Here is a 22,971-nt window from a genome sequence, read left to right as displayed (position 1 = left end):
AAGCATTCTGACTCTTAATATTGTTCCGGATGACACAGGAGCAGTATGCAATTTGAACTTTTTTGTTACCTAGTGGAAATATGATGCGCTTGTTGGAACTGGCTGATCAGCATAGAAAAGAAGCGAATAAGCTGTTAAATCCAAAGACAAAATCTGCACTCGGTCAGTTTATGACCCCGGCTCCGATTTGTCTGTTCATGGCAAGCCTGTTTGACGACATAAAAGGTGACATCAAGCTACTCGATCCAGGCTGCGGAGTGGGGTCGCTCTCTGCGGCGTTCGTAGAACGAGCGTTGCGCCTTGATGTCGACAAGATGGAGCTCGACGCCATCGACATTGCAGAAGTGATGCTTCCGTATCTTAGCAAGACACTGAAAGCCTGTGATGAGGCTGCAAATGGAAAATTAACCCATAAAATTAGTAAGGTAGATTACATACTTGAGGCAAGTCTGGCTAAAAATATTTCGACCAGTGAAGAGCCAGGGACTTATAGCCATGTGATTATGAATCCCCCTTATAAAAAAATTCTCTCGTCGAGCGCTCACCGGGCCTCTTTACGCAATGCAGGCATAGAAACGGTCAACCTATACTCTGGGTTTGTGGCGTTAGCTTTGAAACAGCTGAAAAAGGGAGGAGAGTTAGTGGCGATTATTCCACGCTCTTTCTGTAATGGCCCTTACTATCAGCCTTTCCGCGAGCTTTTACTCTCTGAAACGTCCATCAAGCACATCCACATTTTCGACTCCCGTAATGCGGCATTTGCTGAGGATGAAGTACTTCAAGAAAATATCATCATTCACTGTGTTAAAGGCGTTCCGCAGGGGCAGGTTATTATCACCTCCAGCCCAACGTCAGATTTTCATCTTGATGAAGAATCCGGGCAAATCACGGCCACCGATATGACGCAGCGCAAGGTGTCGATAGACAAAATAGTTAACCCAGCAGACAAACAAAAGTTCATTCATATCGCTGCAAGTCCCAGAGAACAGGACATAATCGAGAGATTATCCCCTTTTACAACAACTTTGGACGAGCTTAATGTTCAGGTTAGTACTGGGCCGGTAGTTGACTTTCGCCTTAAAAATGACCTCAGAGAAAGAATGGATTCCGGGTCAGTGCCGCTACTTTTTCCTCAGCATTTGAACGGCAAAGTGAATTGGCCCCTTGATGGGAAAAAACCTAATGCAATTAGGGTTTCCGAATCATCACGTCCCTGGTTATGGAAAAACCAGGGCTACTTCCTGATTTTAAAAAGATTTAGCAGTAAAGAGGAAAAGCGTCGCATTGTCGCAACATTATATGACTCCTCACTTCCTGGCGAGTTGATCGGTTTCGATAATAAAACCAATGTCTTCCATATTCAGAAGAAGGGTATGGATGCGGATCTCGCCCGCGGGCTTTATGTCTATCTGAACTGCACGTTGCTGGATAAGTATTACCGTCAGTTTGGTGGGCATACTCAGGTAAATGCCTCTGATTTAAGATCAATTCATTATCCATCAATGCAAGTATTGCGAAAAATGGGTAGTGAGTTCGATGATGAAGTGCTTAAACAGTACCAAATTGACGAAATTATTAACAGGGAGTTAGATCTTATGACGAAAGGAAAAATCGCTGACCCGTTGAAAGCGCAGGAAAAAATAGAGCAAGCTCTTGATGTGTTGCGTCAACTTGGAATGCCTCGTGCTCAAATAAACGAGCGTTCGGCTTTAACTTTGCTCGCATTGCTTGATCTTCATCCTGATGGCGAGTGGGAGAAAATTGAACGCCCAATGTTGGGTGTGACACCGATCATGGATTGGTGTAGAGACGTTTACGGAAAAGAGTACGCCCCAAACACGCGTGAAACCTTTCGTCGACAAACGCTCCATCAGTTTTGTGATGGCGGAATAGCTATATACAATCCGGATAAACCCGAACGCCCCGTTAACTCCCCTAAAGCTTGCTATCAGATAGCGCCTGAACTGCATACCGTGTTATTAAACTATGGTTCTGCCAAATGGGAAACAGCGCTTAAAGAACATATGGGCAACGTACCGACCTTAGTTGAGCAGTATGCCATGGCGCGAAAAATGGAAATGGTGCCATTAAAGCTGAATGACGGTACTGAATTAGAATTAAGCCCCGGTGCGCATAGCCAGCTCATCAAGGATATCATCGTTGAGTTTGGTCCTCGTTTCGCTCCTGAAGCAGAAGTTATTTACATCGGAGATACTGGCGCGAAGGAAGATCATTTTAGAAAAGACCGACTTGCGGAACTGGGAGTAAATGTTGATCGAAAAGGTAAACTGCCCGATGTTGTTCTTTATTGGCAAAAACGCAACTGGTTACTTTTAATTAAATCAGTTACTTCCCACGGGCCCGTCGATGGAAAGCGTCACGGTGAGTTAGCAAAATTATTTGCTTCTGCTAAACCCGGATTGGTATACGTTACAGCCTTCCCTGACCGGAAAGTGATGGCAAAATATCTGATGGAATTATCCTGGGAAACAGAGGTCTGGGTAGCTGATGCTCCAACCCATATGATCCACCTGAACGGCGATCGATTCCTTGGACCCCATACTTAAACCGAAAACGTCATCTTCGATTAAGGGAGCCGGATATAATCGGCTCTATATCAGAATGATTGTTGGCAAAGAGATGAGGTTTTAATCTATACGACTTAGCGTAAGCTCAAATGGGTGGGGGCCCTGCCAGCTACATCCCGGCACCCACGTCGTCTGCCCTGGCTGCTTCCTTCCGGACCTGACCTGGTGAACAGAGTAGCGTTGCGGGAGAACCAACAGAGCCCCCATTGAGAGCGTTGATAACCAACGCGCTGGCGCATTATCCCTGTGGAGCACCTCAATTGCAAGCCGCTGGCAACCGGATGCTGGATTATTGCGCAAACTGCCCCGACAATCTTCTTTATCTTCGTATAACATTACCCTTCGCTGATTTCCCGCAGGAGAAACAATGGACGAACATGACACTTTCCCACAGCGAGTGTGGCAAATCGTAGCCTCGATCCCGGAAGGCTGTGTCACGACCTATGGGGAAGTTGCCCGGCTGGCGGGTTCTCCGCGCGCGGCGCGTCAGGTAGGCGGCGTGCTGAGGAGGCTACCGGAAGGAAGCACGTTACCGTGGCACCGGGTCGTCAATCGCCATGGCGCCATTTCCCTCACCGGGCCAGACTTGCAGCGCCAGCGTCAGGCTTTACTTTCAGAAGGGGTGCAGGTGTCCGGGGCAGGACAAATTGATATGCAGAAGTATCGCTGGGAGTACTGACGCCCTCTCCCGTCAACATGGAGAGGGCGAAAGAGAATTACAGCTGTGTTGGCGGTGTAGGCAGAGTCGGCTGATTGGTCTGCGTTGCAACAGGTACTTCAGTTTGCTGCACCGGTACCAGGGTCAGGTCGATTTTGGTGCCGCCTTTGTTGACCGCTTCCTGCACGGTATCGGTGATAAAGACCAGCTTATCGTTGATCGTTACCGCCGCGCTCAGGAGGATACGCGCATTGGGTTGCACGTCAGACGGGTTATACGGCAGCACAAAGCTGAACGGCGCCTGTTTACCCTCTGTACGAACCGCGCGCTGCGCAAGCACTTTGGACGGCGCATCCGCCAGGGAAGCATCAGACAGCGTGACCGTTAAAACCGCATCCGGCGGCAGCGCAACCTTCTGTTTGATCCAGATCGTACCGGAAACATTTGGCTGCTGAATAGCTTGCTGTGAAAGGGTGTTAATCCCGTTTGCGCTTGCTGTTGGCACCGGTACATCGGCACTCTTACCAGCACAGGCGGACAACGCTACCGCAATTGCTACACCACTGAGCATAGGCACGAGTTTCATTGAAGTCTCCTTATCATCAATGCACCAGCGGGATCGATCCCATCTGATGTCGTTTTATTCACATAACGAATACAAGTGTGGCACAAATCACGGATTTATGCCTAATTTCGTCCGGATATTAAGATTATTCTACCCATCGGACCACTTTCATTTCTGGGTTATACTCAGCGTATCTTTCGCCACGGCGTTTATTGAGGACCACTATGAGTCAGGCACTGAACAATCTGCTGACATTACTGAACCTGGAAAAAATAGAAGAAGGGCTATTTCGCGGACAGAGCGAAGATTTAGGCTTACGCCAGGTTTTTGGCGGCCAGGTCGTGGGGCAAGCGCTGTATGCCGCCAGGGAGACCGTCCCGGCAGACCGTCTGGTGCACTCGTTTCACAGCTACTTTTTACGCCCCGGTGACAGCGCTAAACCGATTGTTTACGACGTGGAAGTTCTGCGTGACGGTCAAAGCTTCAGCGCCCGTCGCGTGGCGGCCATCCAGCATGGCAAACCCATCTTCTACATGACCGCCTCGTTCCAGGCGCCAGAGCCGGGCTATGAGCATCAAAAAAAGATGCCGTCTGCCCCGTCGCCGGACGATCTGAAATCGGAAACCGAAATTGCCCGCGCTCTCGCGCATCTGCTGCCGCCGCAGGTAAAAGAGAAGTTTCTGTGCGATAAACCGCTGGAGATCCGCCCGGTCGAATTTCATAACCCAATGAAGGGGCATACCGCTGAGCCCGCCCGCCAGGTGTGGATCCGCGCCAACGGCAGCGTACCCGCAGATTTACGCGTGCATCAGTACCTGCTGGGGTATGCGTCGGATTTCAACTTCCTGCCGGTTGCGCTACAGCCGCACGGTGTGGGCTTCCTCGAAAAAGGGATGCAGGTAGCCACAATTGACCATTCCATGTGGTTCCACCGTCCATTCGATATGAACGAATGGCTGCTTTACAGCGTGGAAAGTACCTCTGCGTCCAGCGCGCGCGGCTTTGTACGCGGGGAGTTTTACACTCAGGATGGCGTGCTGGTGGCTTCTACCGTGCAGGAAGGTGTGATGCGTAATCGCGGGTGATGTAAAAAGCCCGGTGGCGCTGCGCTCACCGGGCCTGCGAATTGTGCTTTTTCAGGCCGGGTAAGGCGAAGCCGCCGCCCGGCAAGGCACTCAAATTATGCGTTATAGGCATTCTCGCCGTGGCTGTTGACGTCCAGGCCTTCGCGCTCCTGCTCTTCCGGCACGCGCAGCCCAACGGTCATATCAGCCAACTTGTAACCGATAAAGGCCACAACACCGGACCAGACAACGGTGATCGCGATGCTTTCCAGCTGTACCAGCACCTGATGCATCATGGTCACGCCTTCTGCGTAACCTACTCCGCCCAGAGATTGGGCAGCAAAGATACCGGTCATGATACAGCCGACGATGCCGCACACACCGTGTACGCCGAATACATCACACGGATCGTCAACGCGCAGAACACGTTTCAATGCGGTAACGCCCCACAGCCCCGCCAGTCCTGCGACGATACCGATCAGCAGCGCACCGCCCACGCCCACGTAACCGCACGCTGGTGTAATACCTACCAGACCGGCAATCGCCCCGGAACAGGCACCCAGCAGCGATGGCTTGCCGCGAACAGCCCACTCGCCAAATACCCATGAGAGGATAGCGCCGGCGGTTGCCACAACGGTATTCACGAAGGCCAGCGCGGCGATTTCGTTAGCGGCGCTGGCTGAACCTGCGTTGAAGCCGAACCAGCCAAAATAGAGGATGGCGGTGCCGGTAAAGACCATCGGCAGATTGTGCGGCTTAAATGCTTCCTTCCCGAAGCCCACGCGCTTACCAATCAGGTATGCGCCTACCAGACCTGCTACCGCGGCGTTGATGTGCACAACGGTACCGCCCGCAAAGTCCAGCGCGCCATGGGAAGCCAACAGACCACCTCCCCAGACCATATGCGCAATCGGGATATAGGAGAGCGTCAGCCAGACCACCACGAAAATCAGTACCGCAGAGAAGCGGATACGCTCAGCCAGCGCACCCACAATCAGCCCCACGGTGATGCAGGCGAATGAGCCCTGGAACGCGACATGAATATACTGATAAAAACTACCCATCACCGCGGTCAGTTCGATATTTTTCAGCATCGCCCAGTTAACGTTGCCGAAGAAGGCGTTGCCCTCCCCGAAGGCCAGCGAGTAACCGTAAACCACCCACAGCACACATACCAGCGCGAACGTGACGGCAACCTGCGTCAGCATGGAGAGTACGTTCTTGCCGCGGATCAAGCCGCCGTAAAACAGCGCGATCCCCGGAATCGTCATGAACAGCACCAGCGCGGTGCAAATCATCATAAAGGCGTTATCGGCTTTGTCTGCCACAGCAGGTGCAGCCATTGCCAGGCCCGGCAGCAGTGCCAGCGAACCCAGACCTGTTTTCATTGTTGCTTTCTTCATTTTCTCGATCCCTATCACTGTGTGCCAGGAGTTACTTACAACGCCGCTTCGTCAGATTCGCCGGTACGGATGCGAATGACGCGCTGTAGTTCGGCAACGAAAATTTTACCGTCGCCAATTTTTCCGGTGTAGGCTGCTTTGCTGACGACATCAATCACCTCATCAAGCTGATCGTCGGCAATCGCCACATCAATCTTCACTTTTGGCAGGAAGTTAACGCTGTATTCCGCCCCGCGATAAAGCTCGGCATGACCTTTCTGACGCCCAAAGCCTTTCACTTCGGTGACAGTCAGTCCCTGAATACCCATGGAAGACAGCGCTTCACGCACGTCTTCGAGTTTGAATGGTTTGATTACCACCGTAACCAGCTTCATATATCCCCTCCAGTCAGAATTCGGTAATGGCCGCAGCTAACACGAAAGGGATATTGCAAAGGGTGTGCCAGAAGTGAAAGGTGAGGAGGAAAGCGCCGCGGCGCGGATGCGCCGGGAAGAGGCGAAAAAAAACGCACCATGGCAGTGCAGGGTGCGTTTCAGTTTTGCACCAACGGTTAAGTCTGTTAGCGCATTGCCTTGTTATGGTGCATCAGGCGCTGAGTGACTCTTCCTCGCGCTCGCTGGCGGCCAGTTCGTCGCCTGCCAGCTGCAACTGATACATCTGCCAGTAGCGTCCTTTTGCCTCAAGCAGCGCTCTGTGCGTCCCCCGTTCAACGGCCTGGCCACGGTGCAACACCAGAATGGTATCGGCATCGACGATCGTTGAGAGGCGGTGGGCGATTACCACCAGCGTAGTGCGATCCCGCACGGCAGCCAGCGCCTGCTGGATCGCCTGCTCGGTACCGGAGTCAATGCTTGCGGTCGCTTCATCCAGAATTAACACCTGTGGCGTCTCAATCAGCACGCGCGCCAGCGCAAGAAGTTGCTTTTGCCCGACCGAGAGATTATTGCCCTGCTCACCCAGCCGGGTATGGATCCCCTCGCTTAACCCGCGCGCCAGATCCGCAAGCTGCACCGTTTCCAGCACCTCCCATACCTGCTCAGGCGTGAAAGGTCGTCCCAGCGTCACGTTGGCATAAAAGGTATCCGCCAGTACCACCGGATCCTGCTGCACCATCGCGACGCCCTTACGTAACGCGTTGTGGCTAAGCGCGGCAAGCGGCCGTCCGTCCAGACGGATCTCCCCTTGCGTCAACGGATAGTAGCCCATCAGCAAACTGGCGAGCGTGCTTTTGCCGCTGCCGGTATGCCCAACCAGGGCGACAAAACCGCGCGACGGTACCTCGAGGTTGATATCCTGCAAGACAAGCTGGTCGTCGCGGTAGGCAAACGAGACATGATCAAACGCTATGGATCCACTTTCCAGCGGGCGTTCGTCATCGCCATAGGTCTGACGCGGCCTGTCCATCAGCTCGAATACACGTTCGCCCGCGACCACTGCCTGTTGCAGCATCGATTGCTGCGTGGTGAGTTCAATCAGCGGTTCGTTAAGGCGTCCAAGGTAGCTGATAAATGCGTACAGTACCCCCACCTCGATGGTTCCGCGCGTCGTCAGGCCAAACAGCATCAACAGCCCGCACAGCACCAGCGCAGAGAAGAGGCTCAGCAGCGGGCGTAACAGGAAGCCATCCAGCCGTAACGTCTGCATCCGCGCCATATAGTGCGAGCGGCTGGCTTCTCCCATTCGCTCGCCAAAACGCGCCTGCTGGCGAAACTGCTGGATAACGCTCATGCCGTTGATCACTTCGTTGAAGCCATCATTGATATCTGCGAGGTAAGCGCGCACGCGACGAACAATCGGCGTGCTGTAGCGCTGGTAAATTACCATCACAATCAGCACCGCCGGGAAAATAGCGATCGCCACCAGCGCCATACGCCAGTCCAGGCTGAACATCGCCACCAGCATCGCGCCAATTAACGCGGCACTGCGCAGAACCGTTGCGACAACGGTTACATAGAGGTCGCGGATCACCTCGGTGTCATTGGTGACGCGCGAAATAACCTGCCCGACCGGCTGAGTATCAAACTCGCTCAGCGGCTGGCGCAGCGCGGCATCCATCACATCCGTGCGAAGCTGCTGGACCACGCCCACGGCGGCCCGGTTAAACAGCAGCGACTGCGCATAGTGCAGCCCCGCCGCCGTCAGCTGTAGGCCGACATACGCCACGCCCAGCCCCGCCACCAGCCCCAGCGGCAGATAGTTTTTCGCCACCATATTGTCGATGAAATAACTGATAAGCAGCGGACCGGTCACCTCCGCTATCGCGGCGATCCACAGCAACAGCACGGCGATGGAAAGCGGTTTGCGCCACGGTGAGCCATAGGCCAGCAGCCGTTTTAAAGTCGGCCACATCTGTCCAAACTTACGCATCGGCGACCTCCTCATCCAGCGCGGCTTCAAGCTGTTGATAGCGGTACATATCCCGATACCATCCGGTCTGCCCGGCGAGCTGCTCATGCTGACCACGCTGAGCAATATGCCCATGCTGAAGCACCAGAATTTCACTGGCTTCGGTTAGGGCCGACAGACGGTGCGCGCTGATGATGACCGTGCGCCCCTCCCCCCACTGGCGAAGGTTATGCAGAATTTGATGTTCAGTACGCCCGTCAACTGCGGACAGCGCATCATCCAGTATCAGGATCTCAGCGTCCAGCAGCAGCGCGCGGGCAATAGAGATACGCTGTTTTTGTCCGCCGGAGAGCATAACGCCCCGCTCCCCCACTTCCGTGTCGTAGCCCTGCGGCAGGCGTAAAATATCCTCGTGGACGCTGGCCAGGCGCGCCACGTGCTCGATCTGGTCCTGTGTCGCCGTCGGGCACCCGAGCGCGATATTGTTGGCAATGGTGTCTGAAAACAAAAACGGCGTCTGGCTGACGACTGCCAGGCGGCTGCGCCAGTCATCCAGCAGCAGACGTGGCAGAGGGACGTCGTGGAAACGGATATCACCTTCGCTCACGTCAAAATGACGCTGAATCAGTGACAGAATGGTGCTTTTACCGGAACCCGTCGGGCCACAGATGCCCAGCATCTGACCGGGACGCAGCGTGAAACTGACGTTCTCAAGCACCGGATGTTCCGTTTGCGGGTAGAGAAAGGCGCGGATATCCGCCTTCAGAATACCCGGACCTTCCGGTACCGGCTCGCTGCCATCGTTCACGACCGGCACTTCCGCCAGCATGGCGCGAATACGGCTGTAAGCGGCGCTCCCGCGTTCAACGATATTAAACATCCAGGCCAGCGCCAGCATCGGCCAGATCATCAACCCAAGGTACATCGCAAAGCTGGTTAACTGCCCGAGAGTCATCGTGCCTCGCACCACCATCCAGCTGCCGCCGCCCACCGCCAGCAGGTTCGCCATGCCAATCGCAACATAAATTGTTGGATCGAAACGGGCATCAATACGCGCCACGCGCATGTTTTTCGCGCCGGTATCGGCGGCGTCGGCGGCAAACAGCGCGGACTGGCGGTCTTCCAGACCAAACGCTTTGATCATGCGGATGCTGGTCATGCTCTCCTGGGTGCGATCGTTCAGCGACGAGAACGCCGCCTGCGCCAGCTTAAAGCGTTCATGGAGCTGCTCGCCGTAGCGGTTAATTGCCAGCGCCATCAGCGGCATCGGCAGCAGCGCCAGCAGCGTGAGCTCCCAGCTAATTTGCGTAGACATCACAATCAGTACCGCACAGCCCATCACCAGGGAATCCACCAGCGTTAGCACCCCTTCACCGGCGGCAAACACCACGCGGTCTACATCGTTAGTGGCGCGGGCGATGAGATCCCCGGTACGGTGACGCAGATAAAACTCAGGGTGCTGGCGGCTCAGCTGGCGGTAAAATTCCTCGCGCAGCTCAACGGCAAGCTGATAGGACGCGCCGAACAGCAGCACGCGCCAGACATAACGCAGCAGGTAAACCACCACGGCCGTCAGCACCAGCGTACCGCCCCACATCATCACCCGTGCGGCGGTGTAATGTTGTTCCGTAACGCCATCCACGACGTAACCCACCACTTTGGGCGGGATTAGTTGCAGAATGGCAATGATAATAAGCAGGGCCACCGCGCCGAGGTAGCGTTGCCACTCCCGACGAAAGTACCAGCTTAATTGGGCAAATAATCGCACGCGGTCTTTTCCTGAAGGTATTTTAAGAAGTTATTCAATGGGTAATGCTGTGGTGTATTTAATCTGTTCCATGGCGAAACTGGAGGTGACATCGGACAAGCCTGGTACGCTATTGACCAGCCGCTTGTAGAAATCATCGTAGCGCTTCATGTCTGCCACCTGAACGCGCATCAGATAGTCGTATTCCCCCGCCATGCGCCAGAAGCCGAGCACTTCGGGCATGTCGGAAACCTGGGTGACGAAGCGGCAGTACCATTCGCTACTGTGATGCTGCGTTTTTATCAGGACGAAGGCGGTCAGTCCAAGCCCCAGTTTTTCGGGATCCAGCAACGCCACGCGTCCCAGCAGAATGCCATCATCTTCCAGCTTCTTGAGGCGCTTCCAGCACGGTGTGGTGGTCAGATTAACGGCATCTGCCAGCGCCTGCAAAGAGAGGGTGCAGTCGCTTTGCAGCAAAGAAAGCAGCTTACGATCAATTTTATCTAACATAGCCACCTCGAAGAGAAAATTATTCTCCTTACATTCTATTTTAAAGGTCAGATAGCAACAATTTTTTCTGTGCTTTTCGCTATGCTGGGCACAAAATGACAAACGGATAACTACGATGAATAGCACCTGGGTTAAACATGCCATCAGCGAAATAAATGCCGACTATCAGCGCTCGGCAGACACCCACTTGATCCGCCTGCCTCTGCCTGGATTTCCCGGCATTCAGCTTTACCTGAAGGATGAAAGCACCCATCCTACCGGCAGCCTGAAGCATCGCCTGGCGCGTTCACTCTTTTTATACGGTTTATGTAACGGCTGGATTAAAGAAGGCACCACGATTATTGAATCGTCGTCCGGATCAACTGCCGTCTCCGAAGCCTACTTTGCCCGCCTGCTGGGCCTCCCGTTTATCGCCGTGATGCCCTCCTGCACGGCGAAACGTAAAGTCGAACAGATCGAATTTTACGGCGGACGCTGCCACTTTGTGGAAAGCGCCTGCGAAATCTATGCGGCCTCCGAAATGCTGGCCCGCGAACTGAATGGTCACTATATGGACCAGTTCACCTTCGCCGAGCGCGCCACCGACTGGCGCGGCAATAATAACATTGCGGACAGCATTTTCCGCCAGATGACCCACGAGCCGCATCCTATTCCCTCTTACATTGTCATGAGCGCGGGCACGGGCGGAACCTCCGCCACCATCGGACGTTATATCCGCTGTCAGGGTTATGATACGCAGCTGATGGTGGTTGACCCGCAAAACTCGGTGTTCCTCGATTACTGGCAATCCCGCGATGCCAGCCTGCGCAGCCCCGTGGGGAGCAAGATCGAAGGGATTGGTCGCCCGCGCGTCGAACCCTCGTTCATTCCGGACGTTGTGGATGAGATGCTCCGCGTGCCGGACGCCGCCAGCGTCGCGACGGCGCACTGGCTGGAGACACAGCTTGGCCGTAAAGTCGGGGCTTCCACCGGCACCAATATGTGGGGCGCGCTACAGCTGGCCGCGAGGATGCGCGAAGAAGGCCGTACCGGCTCTGTCGTCACGCTGCTGTGTGACAGCGGGGAGCGCTACCTGGACACCTATTACAACGCAGAATGGGTGCAGGCAACTATTGGCGATGTAGAACCGTGGAAAGCGCAGATTTCGCAGCTGGTGAAATAAAAAAAAGCCAGGCTTTAGCCTGGCTTGCTGGAAGGGTCTCACTATTCGGGGGAATATGGGAGGTTATTTTTGTCCAGCCAATGCGTCAAAAAATGGGACACCGCTTCGTTACGACAGTGTCCGATAACCGGTAAATGCGGGAGCGCGGCGATAAGTTGCGGCATCGCGTTCCCCATAATCAGTCCACGACCCACGCTGCTCAGCATCTCGTGGTCGTTCATGGCGTCACCAAAGGCCATACAGTCCTGCATCGTCAGCCCCAGATGATCGCTCAGCACCGCCAGCGCAGATCCTTTGTTACAGCCCACCGGCAGCACTTCAAGGCAGTCCACCGCCGAGAAGGTCAGGTGCGCCCGGTCGCCCAGCGCCTCGTTTAGTTGAATACGCAGGCGGCAGAGATCGTCGTGATCGCCACAGAAGCAGATCTTGGTCACCTTGTGTGCTGGAATGCGGCGCAAATCGATAAGCTGATATTTAAAGCCGCTGTAAACGTGAGCGTGCAGCAAGGCCGGGATCTCACGCCCGGTAAACCAGCCTTCATCATTAAAAACATGCACGCTGGCCTGCGTATCCCAGGTGCTGTGCAGGACAATGTCCGCCACTTCCGGATTCAGATCCTGACGGTGCAGCATATTGCCGTCGACGGAGTGAATGCGCGTCCCGTTGCCGGTGATCAGGAACGCATCGAGGGCAAATGTTCCCAGCAGATGGCGCATCTCGAGAACATGACGACCAGTGGCAAACGTCAGGGTGACTTCACGCTCGCGCAGGCGCTTAAGTGTGTTCAGGGTTTTCTCCCCTAAACGGTGATCCGGCATTAACAGCGTGCCGTCCATATCAAATGCAGCGAGCCGAGCCATAATTACTCCCGAAATGTGATGCGGTTAACTTGTGCATCAGTATTACGTGAGATATACGGAAGTAATAGTGAATAGATGATAATTATTGTTCCGGGTTTTTCATGCGCCAGCTTAATCGTCTTAACCAGTATCAGCGTCTGTGGCACCCCTCCGCCGGCGCACCGCAGCAGGTTACCATCAGTGAACTTGCCAGCCGCTGCTTTTGCAGCGAGCGACATGTTCGCACCCTGCTGCGCCAGGCGCAGGAGGCGGGCTGGCTAAGCTGGCACGCCCGCTCCGGACGAGGTAAGCGTGGGGAATTACGCTTTCACGTCACCCCGGATTCGTTGCGTAATACGATGATGGAAGAGGCCCTGAAAAGTGGACAGCAGCACAACGCGCTGGAGCTGGCCCAGCTCGCGCCTGAAGATTTGCGATCGCTGCTGCATCCGTTTATGGGCGGGCAGTGGCAGAACGATACGCCGACGCTGCGTATTCCCTACTATCGCTCGCTGGAGCCGCTTCAGCCGGGGTTTCTCCCTGGCCGGGCGGAGCAGCATCTGGCGGGACAGGTATTCTCTGGTTTGACGCGTTTTAATGGTAACAGCAGTGAACCCACGGGCGATCTGGCGCATCACTGGGAAGTCTCCGCTGACGGCCTGCGCTGGCATTTCTACATTCGCTCCACCCTGCACTGGCATAACGGCGATAAAATAGAGACGGCACAGCTCCGGCAAAGCCTGACGGCGCTGTTATCGCAGCCCGGCTTGGGCACGCTTTTCCGCAGCGTCTTACGTATCGAAACCACGCATCCGCAGTGCCTGACGTTTATTCTCCATCAACCTGACTACTGGCTGGCGCACAGGCTGGCAACCTACTGTAGCCGTCTGGCGCATCCCGATTACCCCGTGGTGGGTAGCGGTCCCTTCCGGCTGAGCGTTTTTGAGCCTGAACTGGTGCGTCTGGAAAGCCACGAGCAGTATCACCTTGGCCATCCGTTGCTTAAGGCTATCGAGTACTGGATCACGCCCCAGCTTTTTGACTACAGTCTGGGCACCAGCTGTCGCCACCCGGTGCAAATCGCCATTGGCGAGGCCGACGAGCTGGCCAGCCTGCGGCTGGTGAGTAACAGCACCAGTCTGGGTTTCTGCTACCTCACGCTGAAACAGAGCCCGCGTCTGAGCGAACTTCAGGCAAAGCGGCTGATTAATATCATTCATCTCTCAACGCTGCTGCACACGCTTCCCCTGAACGAAGGGCTCATCACCCCTACCGAGGAACTGCTTCCCGGCTGGGCGATCCCCCAATGGCCTGATTTAACCGACGTTGCGCTGCCAGAGGCATTGACGCTCGTCTACCACCTGCCGGTTGAGCTTCACACCATGGCCAGCCAGTTAAAAGCATACCTTGCGCGGCAGGGTTGTGAACTGACCGTCATCTTTCACGACGCCAAAACGTGGGACGGGTGCCAGCAGCTTGCCGATGCAGACATCATGATGGGAGACAGACTGATTGGCGAAGCGCCAGCGTACACGCTTGAGCAGTGGCTCCGCTGCGATGCGCTCTGGCCGCATCTGCTGAGCGCACCGGCATACGCCCATTTGCAGGCCACGCTGGATGCGGTGCAGACGCAGGCCGACGAACGTGACCGACACGCAGGACTTCAGGCTATCTTCAGCCGGTTAATGGAGACAGCCGTCCTGACGCCGCTCTTTAACTACCAGTATCAAATCAGCGCGCCTCCGGGCGTCAACGGCATACGCCTTAACACTCGCGGCTGGTTTGACTTCACCGAAGCCTGGCTTCCTCCCCCAAACGCGTGAAGAAGCTGGTCGCCGCTTTAGCCAGGCGTTAACATGACGCTTTTACTGTAACTGTCGAGATGATCTATGAAACGTGCCGTCGTCGTGTTCAGCGGAGGACAAGATTCCACCACCTGCCTGATTCAGGCGCTTCACCAGTATGATGAAGTGCACTGCGTCACTTTTGATTATGGTCAGCGTCATCGCGCTGAAATCGATGTCGCTCGTGAACTGGCCCTCAAACTGGGCGCCCGCGCTCATAAAGTGCTGGACGTGACGCTGTTAAATGAACTGGCCGTCAGCAGCCTCACCCGCGACAGCATTCCGGTGCCTGATTACGAACCGGATGCCAGCGGCATTCCGAACACCTTCGTACCGGGCCGCAACATTCTCTTCCTGACCCTGACGGCGATCTATGCCTACCAGGTGAAAGCCGAAGCGGTGATCACGGGCGTGTGTGAGACCGACTTCTCTGGCTACCCGGACTGCCGGGATGAATTCGTGAAAGCACTCAATCACGCCGTCGATCTGGGAATGGCAAAAGAGACCCGCTTCGAAACGCCGCTGATGTGGCTGGATAAGGCTGAAACCTGGGCGCTGGCCGACTACTGGGGCAAGCTGGATGTCGTTCGCAACGAGACCCTGACCTGCTACAACGGCATTAAAGGGGACGGCTGCGGGCAGTGTGCCGCCTGTAACCTGCGCGCGAACGGTCTGAATCATTATCTTGCGGATAAAACGGGCGTGATGGGCGCAATGCAGAAAAAGACCGGGCTGAAATAAGGGCTACCTGACCGTGCTGTCGAACAGTAAGTGTCGACAGCACAGTTATTCCTGAACATTTCTTACGCGATCATCAGCTCCAGCTTTTCGCGCAACTCCCCTTCCAGCGGCAACGCTTTCTGGGTTTTGAGATCGATACAGACAAAGGTGATCAGCGCATCGGCCACCACCTGCCCTTCTGGCTCCAGCGTAACGACCTGGCTCAATACACCACTTTTGCCATTCAGTTGTTGGACCTCACTGGTCACGGTGAGCACATCCCCCAGCACAGCCGGGCGGCGGTAGTTAATGTTGATATTGACGACCACAAACGCGATGTTGTGTGCGGTCAGCCACTGGAAGCTTTCGCTGTTCTCCAGGCCGTCCCAGCGCGCCTCTTCAAGAAATTCAAGGTAGCGGGCGTTATTGACGTGCTGGTAAACATCGAGGTGATAACCACGGACTTTGATTTGTGTCTGCATAGCGCAATAGCCTTTCGTTGTTATAGGTTCAGAGGTCATAACTGGTATGACCTCTTTATCCTGGCAAATTTTTGCCGCAGTGCAAGTGATTACGCGATTACAGCGTCAGGTGTGCGAGATTGCGCTCAACCAGCGCGCTGCCCATACCCGGCACCTGCTTGAGATCGTCAAGGGTTTTGAAAGGGCCATACTCTTCACGATAGCTGACGATGGCCTGCGCTTTTTTTAGACCCACACCATTCATAACGCGAGCAAGATCGTCCGCAGAGGCAGTATTGATACTGACCCGCGTACCCTCGTCCTCAATGGCTTTCGTGCTGGCCGTCGCGTTGGCTTTAACATGACCTTGTGACGTTGCATCGGCCTGGTTTTGTGCAGCCTGCGCTTTAACCGAGGGGGACGCCGCCAGCGCGCCCGCACTCATCCCGGAAGTGGCAATAGCCAGTGTAATTAACAGTGCTTTGATTCCACATTTCATGCTGTTTTCTCCTTGTTTGTTGACAGCCACGCCACGATAACCGCACGGGAAAACAGGGACAAACAACAGATTGCAGAAATGGAAAAGGCCGCGAAAGCGGCCTTTAGTTTTTGCAGAGCGTTACGAAAATCTGCGAGCAGATACGTAATTATTGCTCCTGAGTGACCACATCACCCAGTTTGATTTTGGCTTCTTTACGCAGGTTGCTCATCATCGCTTCGAAAGCAATCTGGGCATTGTTCTGGGTAATTCCCTGAACCATGGCCTTCTTCTGCGCGTCTGGCAGCGTACCGGCTTTTACTTCATCCAGCGCCAGAAGCACCACGTTACCCTGCATATCGGTCGTGGTGCCAAAGACAGGTTTGTCTTTCGCCGGCAGGCTCAGGCCAAACGCCGCCTGGCTGACAGGATCCTGACCGGTACGGCTCAGCGTTTTTGCTTCGCCAAAGCTCAGGCCAGCCGCTTTCAGCGCATCGTTCTTACCGGCTTTCAGATCGGCCAGAATTTTCTCTGCATCCAGTTTTGCCTGCTGTGCCGCTTTGTTGTGTTTGACCAGCGCCACCACCTGATCTTTCACTTCCGCCAGGGGCTTCACTGCCTCGGCTTTGTGCTCGCTGACGCGCAGTACGAACGCACGGTCACCGTCAACGGTAATGATGTCTGAGTTGCTGCCCGGCGTACCGTTCTCACCGACCAGACCACCATTGAAAATGGCATCTGAAACTGGTTTGAAGTTCAGTTCTTCCGGCAGGTTTTCGTGGCTGAACCAGCCCGTCTCAACCGCTTTAACGCCAGCAGCCTGCTCAGCACCCGCCAGTGATTCGTTGTCGTTGCTTGCGGCATCGCTCACTTTCTGTTGCAGAGCATAGAAGGCGTCCAGCGCTTTCTCCTGCTTCACTTTCGCAGCGATATCATCACGAACGTCAGCCAGCGGCTTGGTTTTCGCCGCCACAACATCGTCCAGACGCGCCACCAGGAAACCAACGGAGGATTTGATTACACCAGACAGTTGGCCTTTCTCTTTCAGGCCTGCATTTTTCAGCTCGTCCGGGGTAGTGGACTCTTCCAGCCAGCCCATATCACCGCCGTTTTTGGCAGAAATAATGTCGGTGGATTTTGCTTTCGCTAAGGTGGCGAAATCAGCGCCTTTGTTCAGCTCGTCCAGCACGGCTTTCGCTTCTGCTTCCGTTTTGGTCTGGATCACGCTGTAACGGTTACGCTGCGGCTGAGTGAACTGATCCTGATGCTGGTCGTAATAAGACTGGATCTCGGCGTCAGTCGCGTTTTCCTGCATCGCAGCTGCATCCAGCTTGATATAGCTTACGCGGAACTGTTCCGGAGAGATGAAGTTGTTCTTGTTTTGCTCGTAGTAAGCATTAACTTCAGCGTCGCTAACCTGCTGTTTCGCTGCCAGTGCGTTGACATCAATCGTCGCTTCACGCACCACGCGTTGCTGCGCCACCAGTGCCGCCAGCTCTTCAGTTTCGCCTTTCAGCATGAAATCGGTGCCCACCACCGCGTTGATCAGCTGTTGCGTGGTCAACTGGTTACGCAGCGCCTGAGCGTACTGGTCAGCCGTCATACCCATCTGGTTAACAATGCTGTTGTAACGCGCGTTGTCGAACTTCCCATTAGACTGGAAAGCCTGCGTCGAGAAGATGGCTTTTTTAACCTGCTCATCGCTGATGCCCAGACCGAGGCTTTTCGCGTACTGATCCAGCAGCGCTTCGTCGATAAGGCGGTTCAGCGTCTGCTGACGCAGGTTTTTCATATAGCCTTCGTTGGCTGCAAGTTCAGAGTATTGGTCGCCCAGTTGCTGCTGCATGCGGTTACGTTCACCAGCAAAAGCGTTCTCGAACTGCCCACGGCTAATTTCCTGGCCATTCACTTTTGCGGCGTAGTTCGCGCCACCGCCGATGAGGTAACTACTCACACCGGTCAATATGAACGACACGATAATGATACCGAAAATAATCTTGAGCACGAGACTGTTAGCAGCCGTGCGTAAGCTGTCCATCATGGTGTAACAACACTCCGCTGTAGGTGACTGGTTACCTGACGCTGACGGAAAATCCTGACCGTCGCGCGTAAAGGCGTATTGTGACAAGAAAACAGGGCAATTGTCAGCCCACAACTCGCATAAACTCGCACAAATCAGGTCTGGACAAACAAAAAAGGCACATCAAACGATGCGCCCTTGTACTTTTCAGCTTCCCTGGAGCGGGAGAGCAATCAGTTTACTGCGTCTTTCAGCGCTTTACCTGCACGGAAACCCGGCACTTTAGCGGCAGCAATGGTGATCTCTTTACCGGTCTGAGGGTTGCGGCCAGTACGGGCTGCACGCTCTTTAACCGCAAAAGTACCGAAGCCTACCAGTGCAACGTCGTCCCCAGCTTGCAGAGATTCAGTAACAGAAGCAATTAAAGCATCTAAAGCACGTCCCGCTGCAGCTTTAGAAATATCAGCACCCGCAGCAATTTTGTCAATCAGTTGAGATTTATTCACTGTTCTCTTCCTCTCTTTATAATTTATATCGCACCTGAATCCTTCACAGCGCGACCGCGCAGCAGTTATATCAGTCCTGCTATGACCTTACAACACCCGTTGTTGATGGCTAACCCAATCAGCAATCTAAATTAGCTATACAAAAAAAGGCTGGCAAGTACGAAATGACTTACCAGCCTTGTTTTTATTGGCGCTCTTTGCGCGAGGTCACTATTTTGCGGTTACAACCTGCATTCCGGACGGTTCATTTTGCAGTGCGAGAGTCAGAACTTCCTCAATGCGTTTCACCGGATGGATCTGCAAATCGGCAATAACGTTGTCCGGAATCTCTTCCAGATCGCGTTTATTTTCGTAAGGGATCAATACGGTTTTGATCCCACCGCGGTGTGCCGCCAGCAGTTTTTCTTTTAACCCGCCGATAGGCAGTACCTGACCACGCAGCGTAATTTCACCGGTCATTGCCACATCAGCACGAACCGGGTTCCCTGTCAGGCAGGAAACCAGCGCCGTACACATGGCAATACCCGCGCTTGGGCCATCTTTCGGCGTCGCCCCTTCCGGCACGTGAACGTGAATGTCGCGTTTTTCGTAGAAATCCGGGTTGATACCCAGTTTTTCCGCACGCGCGCGCACCACGGTCAGCGCCGCCTGGATGGACTCCTGCATCACTTCACCCAGTGAACCGGTGTAGGTCAGCTTGCCTTTGCCCAGGACACAGGCGGTTTCGATGGTCAGCAGATCGCCGCCCACTTCCGTCCATGCCAGACCGGTCACCTGACCAACGCGGTTTTCGTTGTCTGCACGACCGTAGTCGAAGCGCTGAACGCCAAGGTACGCATGCAGATTGTCGCCGTTAATCACAATGTGTTTCAGGCTCTTATCCAGCAGCAGCTGTTTCACCGCTTTACGACACAGTTTGGAGATTTCACGCTCAAGGCTACGCACGCCCGCTTCACGGGTGTAATAGCGAATGATGCCAATAATCGCGCTGTCCTCGACGGTCAGCTCGTTGGCTTTCAGCGCGTTACGCTCAATCTGTTTCGGCAGCAGGTGCTGCTTAGCAATGTTCAGCTTCTCATCTTCGGTATAACCGGAGAGACGGATCACTTCCATACGGTCCAGCAGCGGGGCCGGAATGTTCATGGAGTTGGAGGTCGCCACGAACATCACATCGCTCAGGTCGTAGTCCACTTCAAGGTAGTGATCGCTGAACGCCACGTTCTGTTCTGGATCAAGCACTTCCAGCAGCGCCGACGCCGGATCGCCACGCATGTCCGAAGACATTTTGTCGATCTCATCGAGTAGGAACAGCGGGTTTTTAACCCCCACTTTCGCCATCTTCTGGATCAGCTTGCCCGGCATGGAACCGATATAGGTGCGACGATGGCCGCGGATTTCCGCTTCATCGCGTACCCCGCCCAGCGCCATACGGATATACTTACGTCCGGTCGCTTTGGCGATGGACTGGCCCAGAGAGGTTTTACCCACGCCTGGAGGCCCTACCAGGCACAGGATTGGGCCTTTGATTTTGTTCACACGGCTTTGTACCGCGAGGTACTCAAGAATGCGGTCTTTCACGCGTTCCAGGCCGTAGTGGTCGGTATCGAGGATTTCCTGCGCCTGACGCAGGTCTTTTTTGACCTTGCTGCGGGCATTCCACGGAACCTGCACCATCCACTCAATATAGCCGCGCACGACGGTCGCCTCTGCCGACATCGGAGACATCATTTTCAGCTTCTGCAACTCAGCTTCGGCTTTCTCTTTCGCCTCTTTCGGCATCTTCGCCGCGTCGATCTTACGCTTCAGCGCTTCGTTTTCATCCGGCGCATCGTCCATCTCGCCGAGCTCTTTCTGAATGGCTTTCATTTGCTCGTTCAGATAGTACTCACGCTGCGATTTTTCCATCTGCTTTTTGACGCGGTTGCGAATGCGCTTCTCAACCTGGAGCAGATCGATCTCAGACTCCATCATCGCCATCAGGTATTCCAGACGTTCGTTAACGTCGGACATTTCCAGCACGGACTGTTTGTCAGCCAGCTTCAGCGGCATGTGCGCAGCGATGGTATCCGCCAGACGTGCAGGATCGTCGATGCTGTTCAGCGACGTCAGCACTTCAGGTGGGATTTTCTTATTCAGCTTGATGTAGCCTTCGAACTGGCTGATCGCGGTGCGTACCAGCACTTCCTGTTCGCGCTCATCAAGTTCCGGTGAATCAAGGTACTCTGCCTTCGCAGAGAAGTGCTCGCCATCGTCTGACAGAGTGGTAATACGCGCACGCTGTAAGCCTTCCACCAGCACCTTCACGGTGCCGTCTGGCAGCTTCAGCATCTGCAAAATAGAGGCCACGGTCCCGACGGTGAAAAGATCGTTTACACCCGGCTCATCCGTTGATGCTTCCTTCTGCGCGACCAACATGATTTTTTTATCATGATCCATGGCGGCTTCGAGGCAACGGATAGATTTTTCCCGCCCTACAAATAAGGGTATGACCATGTGCGGATAAACCACCACATCGCGCAACGGCAATACGGGGATTTCAATGCGTTCAGAACGCTCAGGATTCATAGAGCTCTCTCTTAGTTTAGTGTCCGCCAGGTAAACTGGTCATGTAACTGTGCTTCACACAACCATTAACATGTAATCCAGTATATGGGGATGTTTCCCATACATTCAACGCCATGAATACGGAAAAAGTAAAGGGGAGATAAAATCCCCCCTTTTTGATTAACTGATTGTATGAAATGGTGAATTATTCGCCAGATGCCTGCTGCGCTTCCGGTTTACCGTAAATCAGTAACGGCTTGGACTGGCCACCAATGACGGACTCGTCGATCACGACTTTTTCAACGTCTTCCATAGAAGGAAGATCGTACATCGTGTCGAGCAATGCTGCTTCTACGATAGAACGCAGGCCACGGGCACCGGTTTTACGCGCCATCGCTTTCTTGGCAATCGCGTCCAGTGCTTCGTCACGGAATTCCAGCTCAACGCCTTCCAGATTAAACAGCGCCTGATACTGCTTGGTCAGCGCGTTTTTCGGCTCTTTCAGGATCTGAATCAGCGCGTCTTCGCTCAGTTCGTTCAGGGTCGCCACAACCGGCAGACGGCCGATAAATTCCGGAATCAAACCGAATTTGATCAGATCTTCCGGTTCAACCTGCGCCAGCAGCTGGCCTTCGTTTGGTTTTTCAGACGTGGCTTTCACCGTTGCGCCAAAACCAATGCCGGAGCCGGTTTCCACACGGTGAGAGATCACTTTATCCAGGCCTGCAAACGCACCACCACAGATAAACAGGATCTTGGAGGTATCAACCTGCAAGAATTCCTGCTGCGGATGTTTACGTCCACCCTGCGGTGGAACAGCCGCAACCGTACCTTCGATCAGCTTCAGCAGCGCCTGCTGCACGCCCTCGCCCGAGACGTCACGGGTGATCGACGGGTTGTCTGATTTACGGGAGATTTTGTCGATCTCATCGATATAGACGATCCCGCGCTGGGCTTTCTGTACGTCGTAATCGCACTTCTGGAGCAGCTTCTGGATAATATTTTCAACGTCTTCACCCACATAACCGGCTTCGGTCAGGGTGGTGGCATCCGCCATGGTGAACGGAACATCCAGCAGGCGCGCCAGCGTTTCCGCCAGCAGGGTTTTACCAGAACCCGTAGGCCCGATCAGCAGAATGTTACTTTTGCCCAGCTCTACGCCATTGCTGGTATCGCCGTTACGCAGACGTTTGTAGTGGTTGTATACCGCCACCGCCAGCACTTTTTTCGCCTGCTCCTGACCAATGACATAGTCGTCCAGGTGGTGGCGAATCTCGTGTGGCGTTGGTAACGCGCTGCGCTCACGGTGCGGCGCGACTTCTTTAATCTCTTCGCGAATGATGTCGTTACATAAATCGACGCATTCGTCGCAGATATACACGGACGGCCCGGCAATCAGTTTACGCACTTCATGCTGGCTTTTGCCGCAAAAAGAGCAGTACAGCAGTTTGCCCGAACCATCTTTGCGTTTATCTGTCATGAGTCCAAACCTCTTTTTAAGTTCTATGTGCCGCAC

General features: G+C 54.4%; 19 protein-coding genes and 1 other RNA gene. 6 read left to right on the top strand and 14 right to left on the bottom strand.

Going from position 1 to position 22,971, the window contains the following annotated elements; all coding sequences use genetic code 11:
• Positions 1–80 precede the first annotated feature (80 nt).
• On the top strand, positions 81–2,567 hold the full coding sequence (locus tag ACQG0T_RS05115; RefSeq protein WP_271040580.1) for a BsuBI/PstI family type II restriction endonuclease: 2,487 nt from the start codon (positions 81–83) through the stop codon (positions 2,565–2,567).
• 121 nt (positions 2,568–2,688) lie between these two features.
• On the opposite strand, the gene ffs is transcribed toward ACQG0T_RS05115, so the two are convergent.
• Positions 2,689–2,785: signal recognition particle sRNA small type (ffs, locus tag ACQG0T_RS05110), an RNA gene on the bottom strand.
• A gap of 170 nt (positions 2,786–2,955) precedes the next feature.
• On the opposite strand from ffs, the gene ACQG0T_RS05105 reads away from it, so the two are divergent.
• Positions 2,956–3,267: an MGMT family protein gene (locus tag ACQG0T_RS05105; RefSeq protein ID WP_003859016.1), complete on the top strand. Its 312-nt coding sequence runs from the start codon at positions 2,956–2,958 to the stop codon at positions 3,265–3,267.
• Positions 3,268–3,304: 37 nt separating this feature from the next.
• On the opposite strand, the gene ACQG0T_RS05100 is transcribed toward ACQG0T_RS05105, so the two are convergent.
• Entirely contained in the window at positions 3,305–3,832 is a 528-nt protein-coding gene (locus ACQG0T_RS05100) for a YbaY family lipoprotein (protein WP_023296032.1), read from the bottom strand.
• A gap of 203 nt (positions 3,833–4,035) precedes the next feature.
• On the opposite strand from ACQG0T_RS05100, the gene tesB reads away from it, so the two are divergent.
• Entirely contained in the window at positions 4,036–4,896 is an 861-nt protein-coding gene (gene tesB / locus ACQG0T_RS05095; RefSeq protein ID WP_039271549.1) for an acyl-CoA thioesterase II, read from the top strand.
• 95 nt (positions 4,897–4,991) lie between these two features.
• On the opposite strand, the gene amtB is transcribed toward tesB, so the two are convergent.
• The 5 genes from amtB to ACQG0T_RS05070 all read right to left on the bottom strand — a co-directional run bounded on the left by amtB (position 4,992) and on the right by ACQG0T_RS05070 (position 10,881).
• Positions 4,992–6,278, bottom strand: a complete 1,287-nt coding sequence (amtB, locus tag ACQG0T_RS05090; RefSeq protein WP_015571265.1) for an ammonium transporter AmtB — start codon at positions 6,276–6,278, stop codon at positions 4,992–4,994.
• Between the two features lie 35 nt (positions 6,279–6,313).
• Positions 6,314–6,652: a P-II family nitrogen regulator gene (glnK, locus tag ACQG0T_RS05085; RefSeq protein ID WP_006809867.1), complete on the bottom strand. Its 339-nt coding sequence runs from the start codon at positions 6,650–6,652 to the stop codon at positions 6,314–6,316.
• 211 nt (positions 6,653–6,863) lie between these two features.
• A complete protein-coding gene (locus tag ACQG0T_RS05080; protein WP_023296031.1) occupies positions 6,864–8,645 on the bottom strand; it encodes a SmdB family multidrug efflux ABC transporter permease/ATP-binding protein in 1,782 nt (593 codons plus the stop codon).
• Positions 8,638–10,392: a SmdA family multidrug ABC transporter permease/ATP-binding protein gene (locus ACQG0T_RS05075; RefSeq protein ID WP_252051341.1), complete on the bottom strand. Its 1,755-nt coding sequence runs from the start codon at positions 10,390–10,392 to the stop codon at positions 8,638–8,640. The genes ACQG0T_RS05080 and ACQG0T_RS05075 overlap by 8 nt, the downstream gene beginning before the upstream one ends.
• Positions 10,393–10,422: 30 nt before the next feature.
• A complete protein-coding gene (locus ACQG0T_RS05070; RefSeq protein WP_015571267.1) occupies positions 10,423–10,881 on the bottom strand; it encodes an Lrp/AsnC family transcriptional regulator in 459 nt (152 codons plus the stop codon).
• A 115-nt stretch (positions 10,882–10,996) separates the two neighbouring features.
• Between ACQG0T_RS05070 and ACQG0T_RS05065 the strand changes: the two genes are divergently transcribed.
• A complete protein-coding gene (locus tag ACQG0T_RS05065; protein WP_252051343.1) occupies positions 10,997–12,043 on the top strand; it encodes a PLP-dependent cysteine synthase family protein in 1,047 nt (348 codons plus the stop codon).
• 41 nt (positions 12,044–12,084) lie between these two features.
• On the opposite strand, the gene cof is transcribed toward ACQG0T_RS05065, so the two are convergent.
• A complete protein-coding gene (cof, locus tag ACQG0T_RS05060) occupies positions 12,085–12,903 on the bottom strand; it encodes an HMP-PP phosphatase (protein WP_017383195.1) in 819 nt (272 codons plus the stop codon).
• Positions 12,904–13,004: 101 nt separating this feature from the next.
• Here cof and ACQG0T_RS05055 point away from each other — a divergent pair, with 101 nt between their 5' ends.
• Positions 13,005–14,705: an SgrR family transcriptional regulator gene (locus ACQG0T_RS05055; protein ID WP_163358748.1), complete on the top strand. Its 1,701-nt coding sequence runs from the start codon at positions 13,005–13,007 to the stop codon at positions 14,703–14,705.
• Positions 14,706–14,771: 66 nt separating this feature from the next.
• A complete protein-coding gene (gene queC, locus ACQG0T_RS05050; RefSeq protein ID WP_163358747.1) occupies positions 14,772–15,467 on the top strand; it encodes a 7-cyano-7-deazaguanine synthase QueC in 696 nt (231 codons plus the stop codon).
• 62 nt (positions 15,468–15,529) lie between these two features.
• Here the strand turns inward: queC and ACQG0T_RS05045 are convergent, their stop codons facing one another.
• The 6 genes from ACQG0T_RS05045 to clpX all read right to left on the bottom strand — a co-directional run bounded on the left by ACQG0T_RS05045 (position 15,530) and on the right by clpX (position 22,935).
• Positions 15,530–15,928 carry a YbgC/FadM family acyl-CoA thioesterase gene (locus ACQG0T_RS05045; RefSeq protein WP_017694410.1) on the bottom strand — a complete coding sequence of 133 codons (399 nt, stop codon included), beginning with the start codon at positions 15,926–15,928 and terminating at the stop codon, positions 15,530–15,532.
• A gap of 97 nt (positions 15,929–16,025) precedes the next feature.
• Positions 16,026–16,406, bottom strand: coding sequence for a helix-hairpin-helix domain-containing protein (locus ACQG0T_RS05040; protein WP_017383193.1), 381 nt, complete (start codon positions 16,404–16,406; stop codon positions 16,026–16,028).
• Positions 16,407–16,554: 148 nt separating this feature from the next.
• The gene (ppiD, locus tag ACQG0T_RS05035; protein ID WP_017383192.1) at positions 16,555–18,426 is read right to left on the bottom strand and encodes a peptidylprolyl isomerase; all 1,872 of its coding nucleotides are present in this window, start codon (positions 18,424–18,426) and stop codon (positions 16,555–16,557) included.
• Between the two features lie 212 nt (positions 18,427–18,638).
• A complete protein-coding gene (gene hupB, locus ACQG0T_RS05030) occupies positions 18,639–18,911 on the bottom strand; it encodes a nucleoid-associated protein HU-beta (RefSeq protein ID WP_002444653.1) in 273 nt (90 codons plus the stop codon).
• 210 nt (positions 18,912–19,121) lie between these two features.
• On the bottom strand, positions 19,122–21,476 hold the full coding sequence (lon, locus tag ACQG0T_RS05025; protein WP_045327591.1) for an endopeptidase La: 2,355 nt from the start codon (positions 21,474–21,476) through the stop codon (positions 19,122–19,124).
• 184 nt (positions 21,477–21,660) lie between these two features.
• Positions 21,661–22,935, bottom strand: coding sequence for an ATP-dependent protease ATP-binding subunit ClpX (gene clpX, locus ACQG0T_RS05020; protein ID WP_015571275.1), 1,275 nt, complete (start codon positions 22,933–22,935; stop codon positions 21,661–21,663).
• Between the last annotated feature and the right edge of the window lie 36 nt (positions 22,936–22,971).

The organism is Enterobacter cloacae complex sp. 302F9, from assembly GCF_050030335.1.
In the GTDB taxonomy this organism is placed as follows: Bacteria; Pseudomonadota; Gammaproteobacteria; order Enterobacterales; family Enterobacteriaceae; genus Enterobacter; species Enterobacter hormaechei_C.
The sequence above is the reverse complement of the archived record's forward strand: the minus strand, read 5'-3'. Positions and strand labels throughout refer to the sequence as shown.

Coding starts and splice junctions, on each gene's coding strand:
- ACQG0T_RS05100 (WP_023296032.1), bottom strand. CDS start 3,832: ATGAAACTCGTGCCTATGCTCAGTGGTGTAGCAATTGCGGTAGCGTTG.
- lon (WP_045327591.1), bottom strand. CDS start 21,476: ATGAATCCTGAGCGTTCTGAACGCATTGAAATCCCCGTATTGCCGTTG.
- ACQG0T_RS05115 (WP_271040580.1), top strand. CDS start 81: ATGATGCGCTTGTTGGAACTGGCTGATCAGCATAGAAAAGAAGCGAAT.
- ACQG0T_RS05070 (WP_015571267.1), bottom strand. CDS start 10,881: ATGTTAGATAAAATTGATCGTAAGCTGCTTTCTTTGCTGCAAAGCGAC.
- ACQG0T_RS05040 (WP_017383193.1), bottom strand. CDS start 16,406: ATGAAATGTGGAATCAAAGCACTGTTAATTACACTGGCTATTGCCACT.
- ACQG0T_RS05105 (WP_003859016.1), top strand. CDS start 2,956: ATGGACGAACATGACACTTTCCCACAGCGAGTGTGGCAAATCGTAGCC.
- amtB (WP_015571265.1), bottom strand. CDS start 6,278: ATGAAGAAAGCAACAATGAAAACAGGTCTGGGTTCGCTGGCACTGCTG.
- ppiD (WP_017383192.1), bottom strand. CDS start 18,426: ATGATGGACAGCTTACGCACGGCTGCTAACAGTCTCGTGCTCAAGATT.
- tesB (WP_039271549.1), top strand. CDS start 4,036: ATGAGTCAGGCACTGAACAATCTGCTGACATTACTGAACCTGGAAAAA.
- ACQG0T_RS05055 (WP_163358748.1), top strand. CDS start 13,005: ATGCGCCAGCTTAATCGTCTTAACCAGTATCAGCGTCTGTGGCACCCC.
- ACQG0T_RS05045 (WP_017694410.1), bottom strand. CDS start 15,928: ATGCAGACACAAATCAAAGTCCGTGGTTATCACCTCGATGTTTACCAG.
- ACQG0T_RS05080 (WP_023296031.1), bottom strand. CDS start 8,645: ATGCGTAAGTTTGGACAGATGTGGCCGACTTTAAAACGGCTGCTGGCC.
- ACQG0T_RS05065 (WP_252051343.1), top strand. CDS start 10,997: ATGAATAGCACCTGGGTTAAACATGCCATCAGCGAAATAAATGCCGAC.
- cof (WP_017383195.1), bottom strand. CDS start 12,903: ATGGCTCGGCTCGCTGCATTTGATATGGACGGCACGCTGTTAATGCCG.
- queC (WP_163358747.1), top strand. CDS start 14,772: ATGAAACGTGCCGTCGTCGTGTTCAGCGGAGGACAAGATTCCACCACC.
- glnK (WP_006809867.1), bottom strand. CDS start 6,652: ATGAAGCTGGTTACGGTGGTAATCAAACCATTCAAACTCGAAGACGTG.
- clpX (WP_015571275.1), bottom strand. CDS start 22,935: ATGACAGATAAACGCAAAGATGGTTCGGGCAAACTGCTGTACTGCTCT.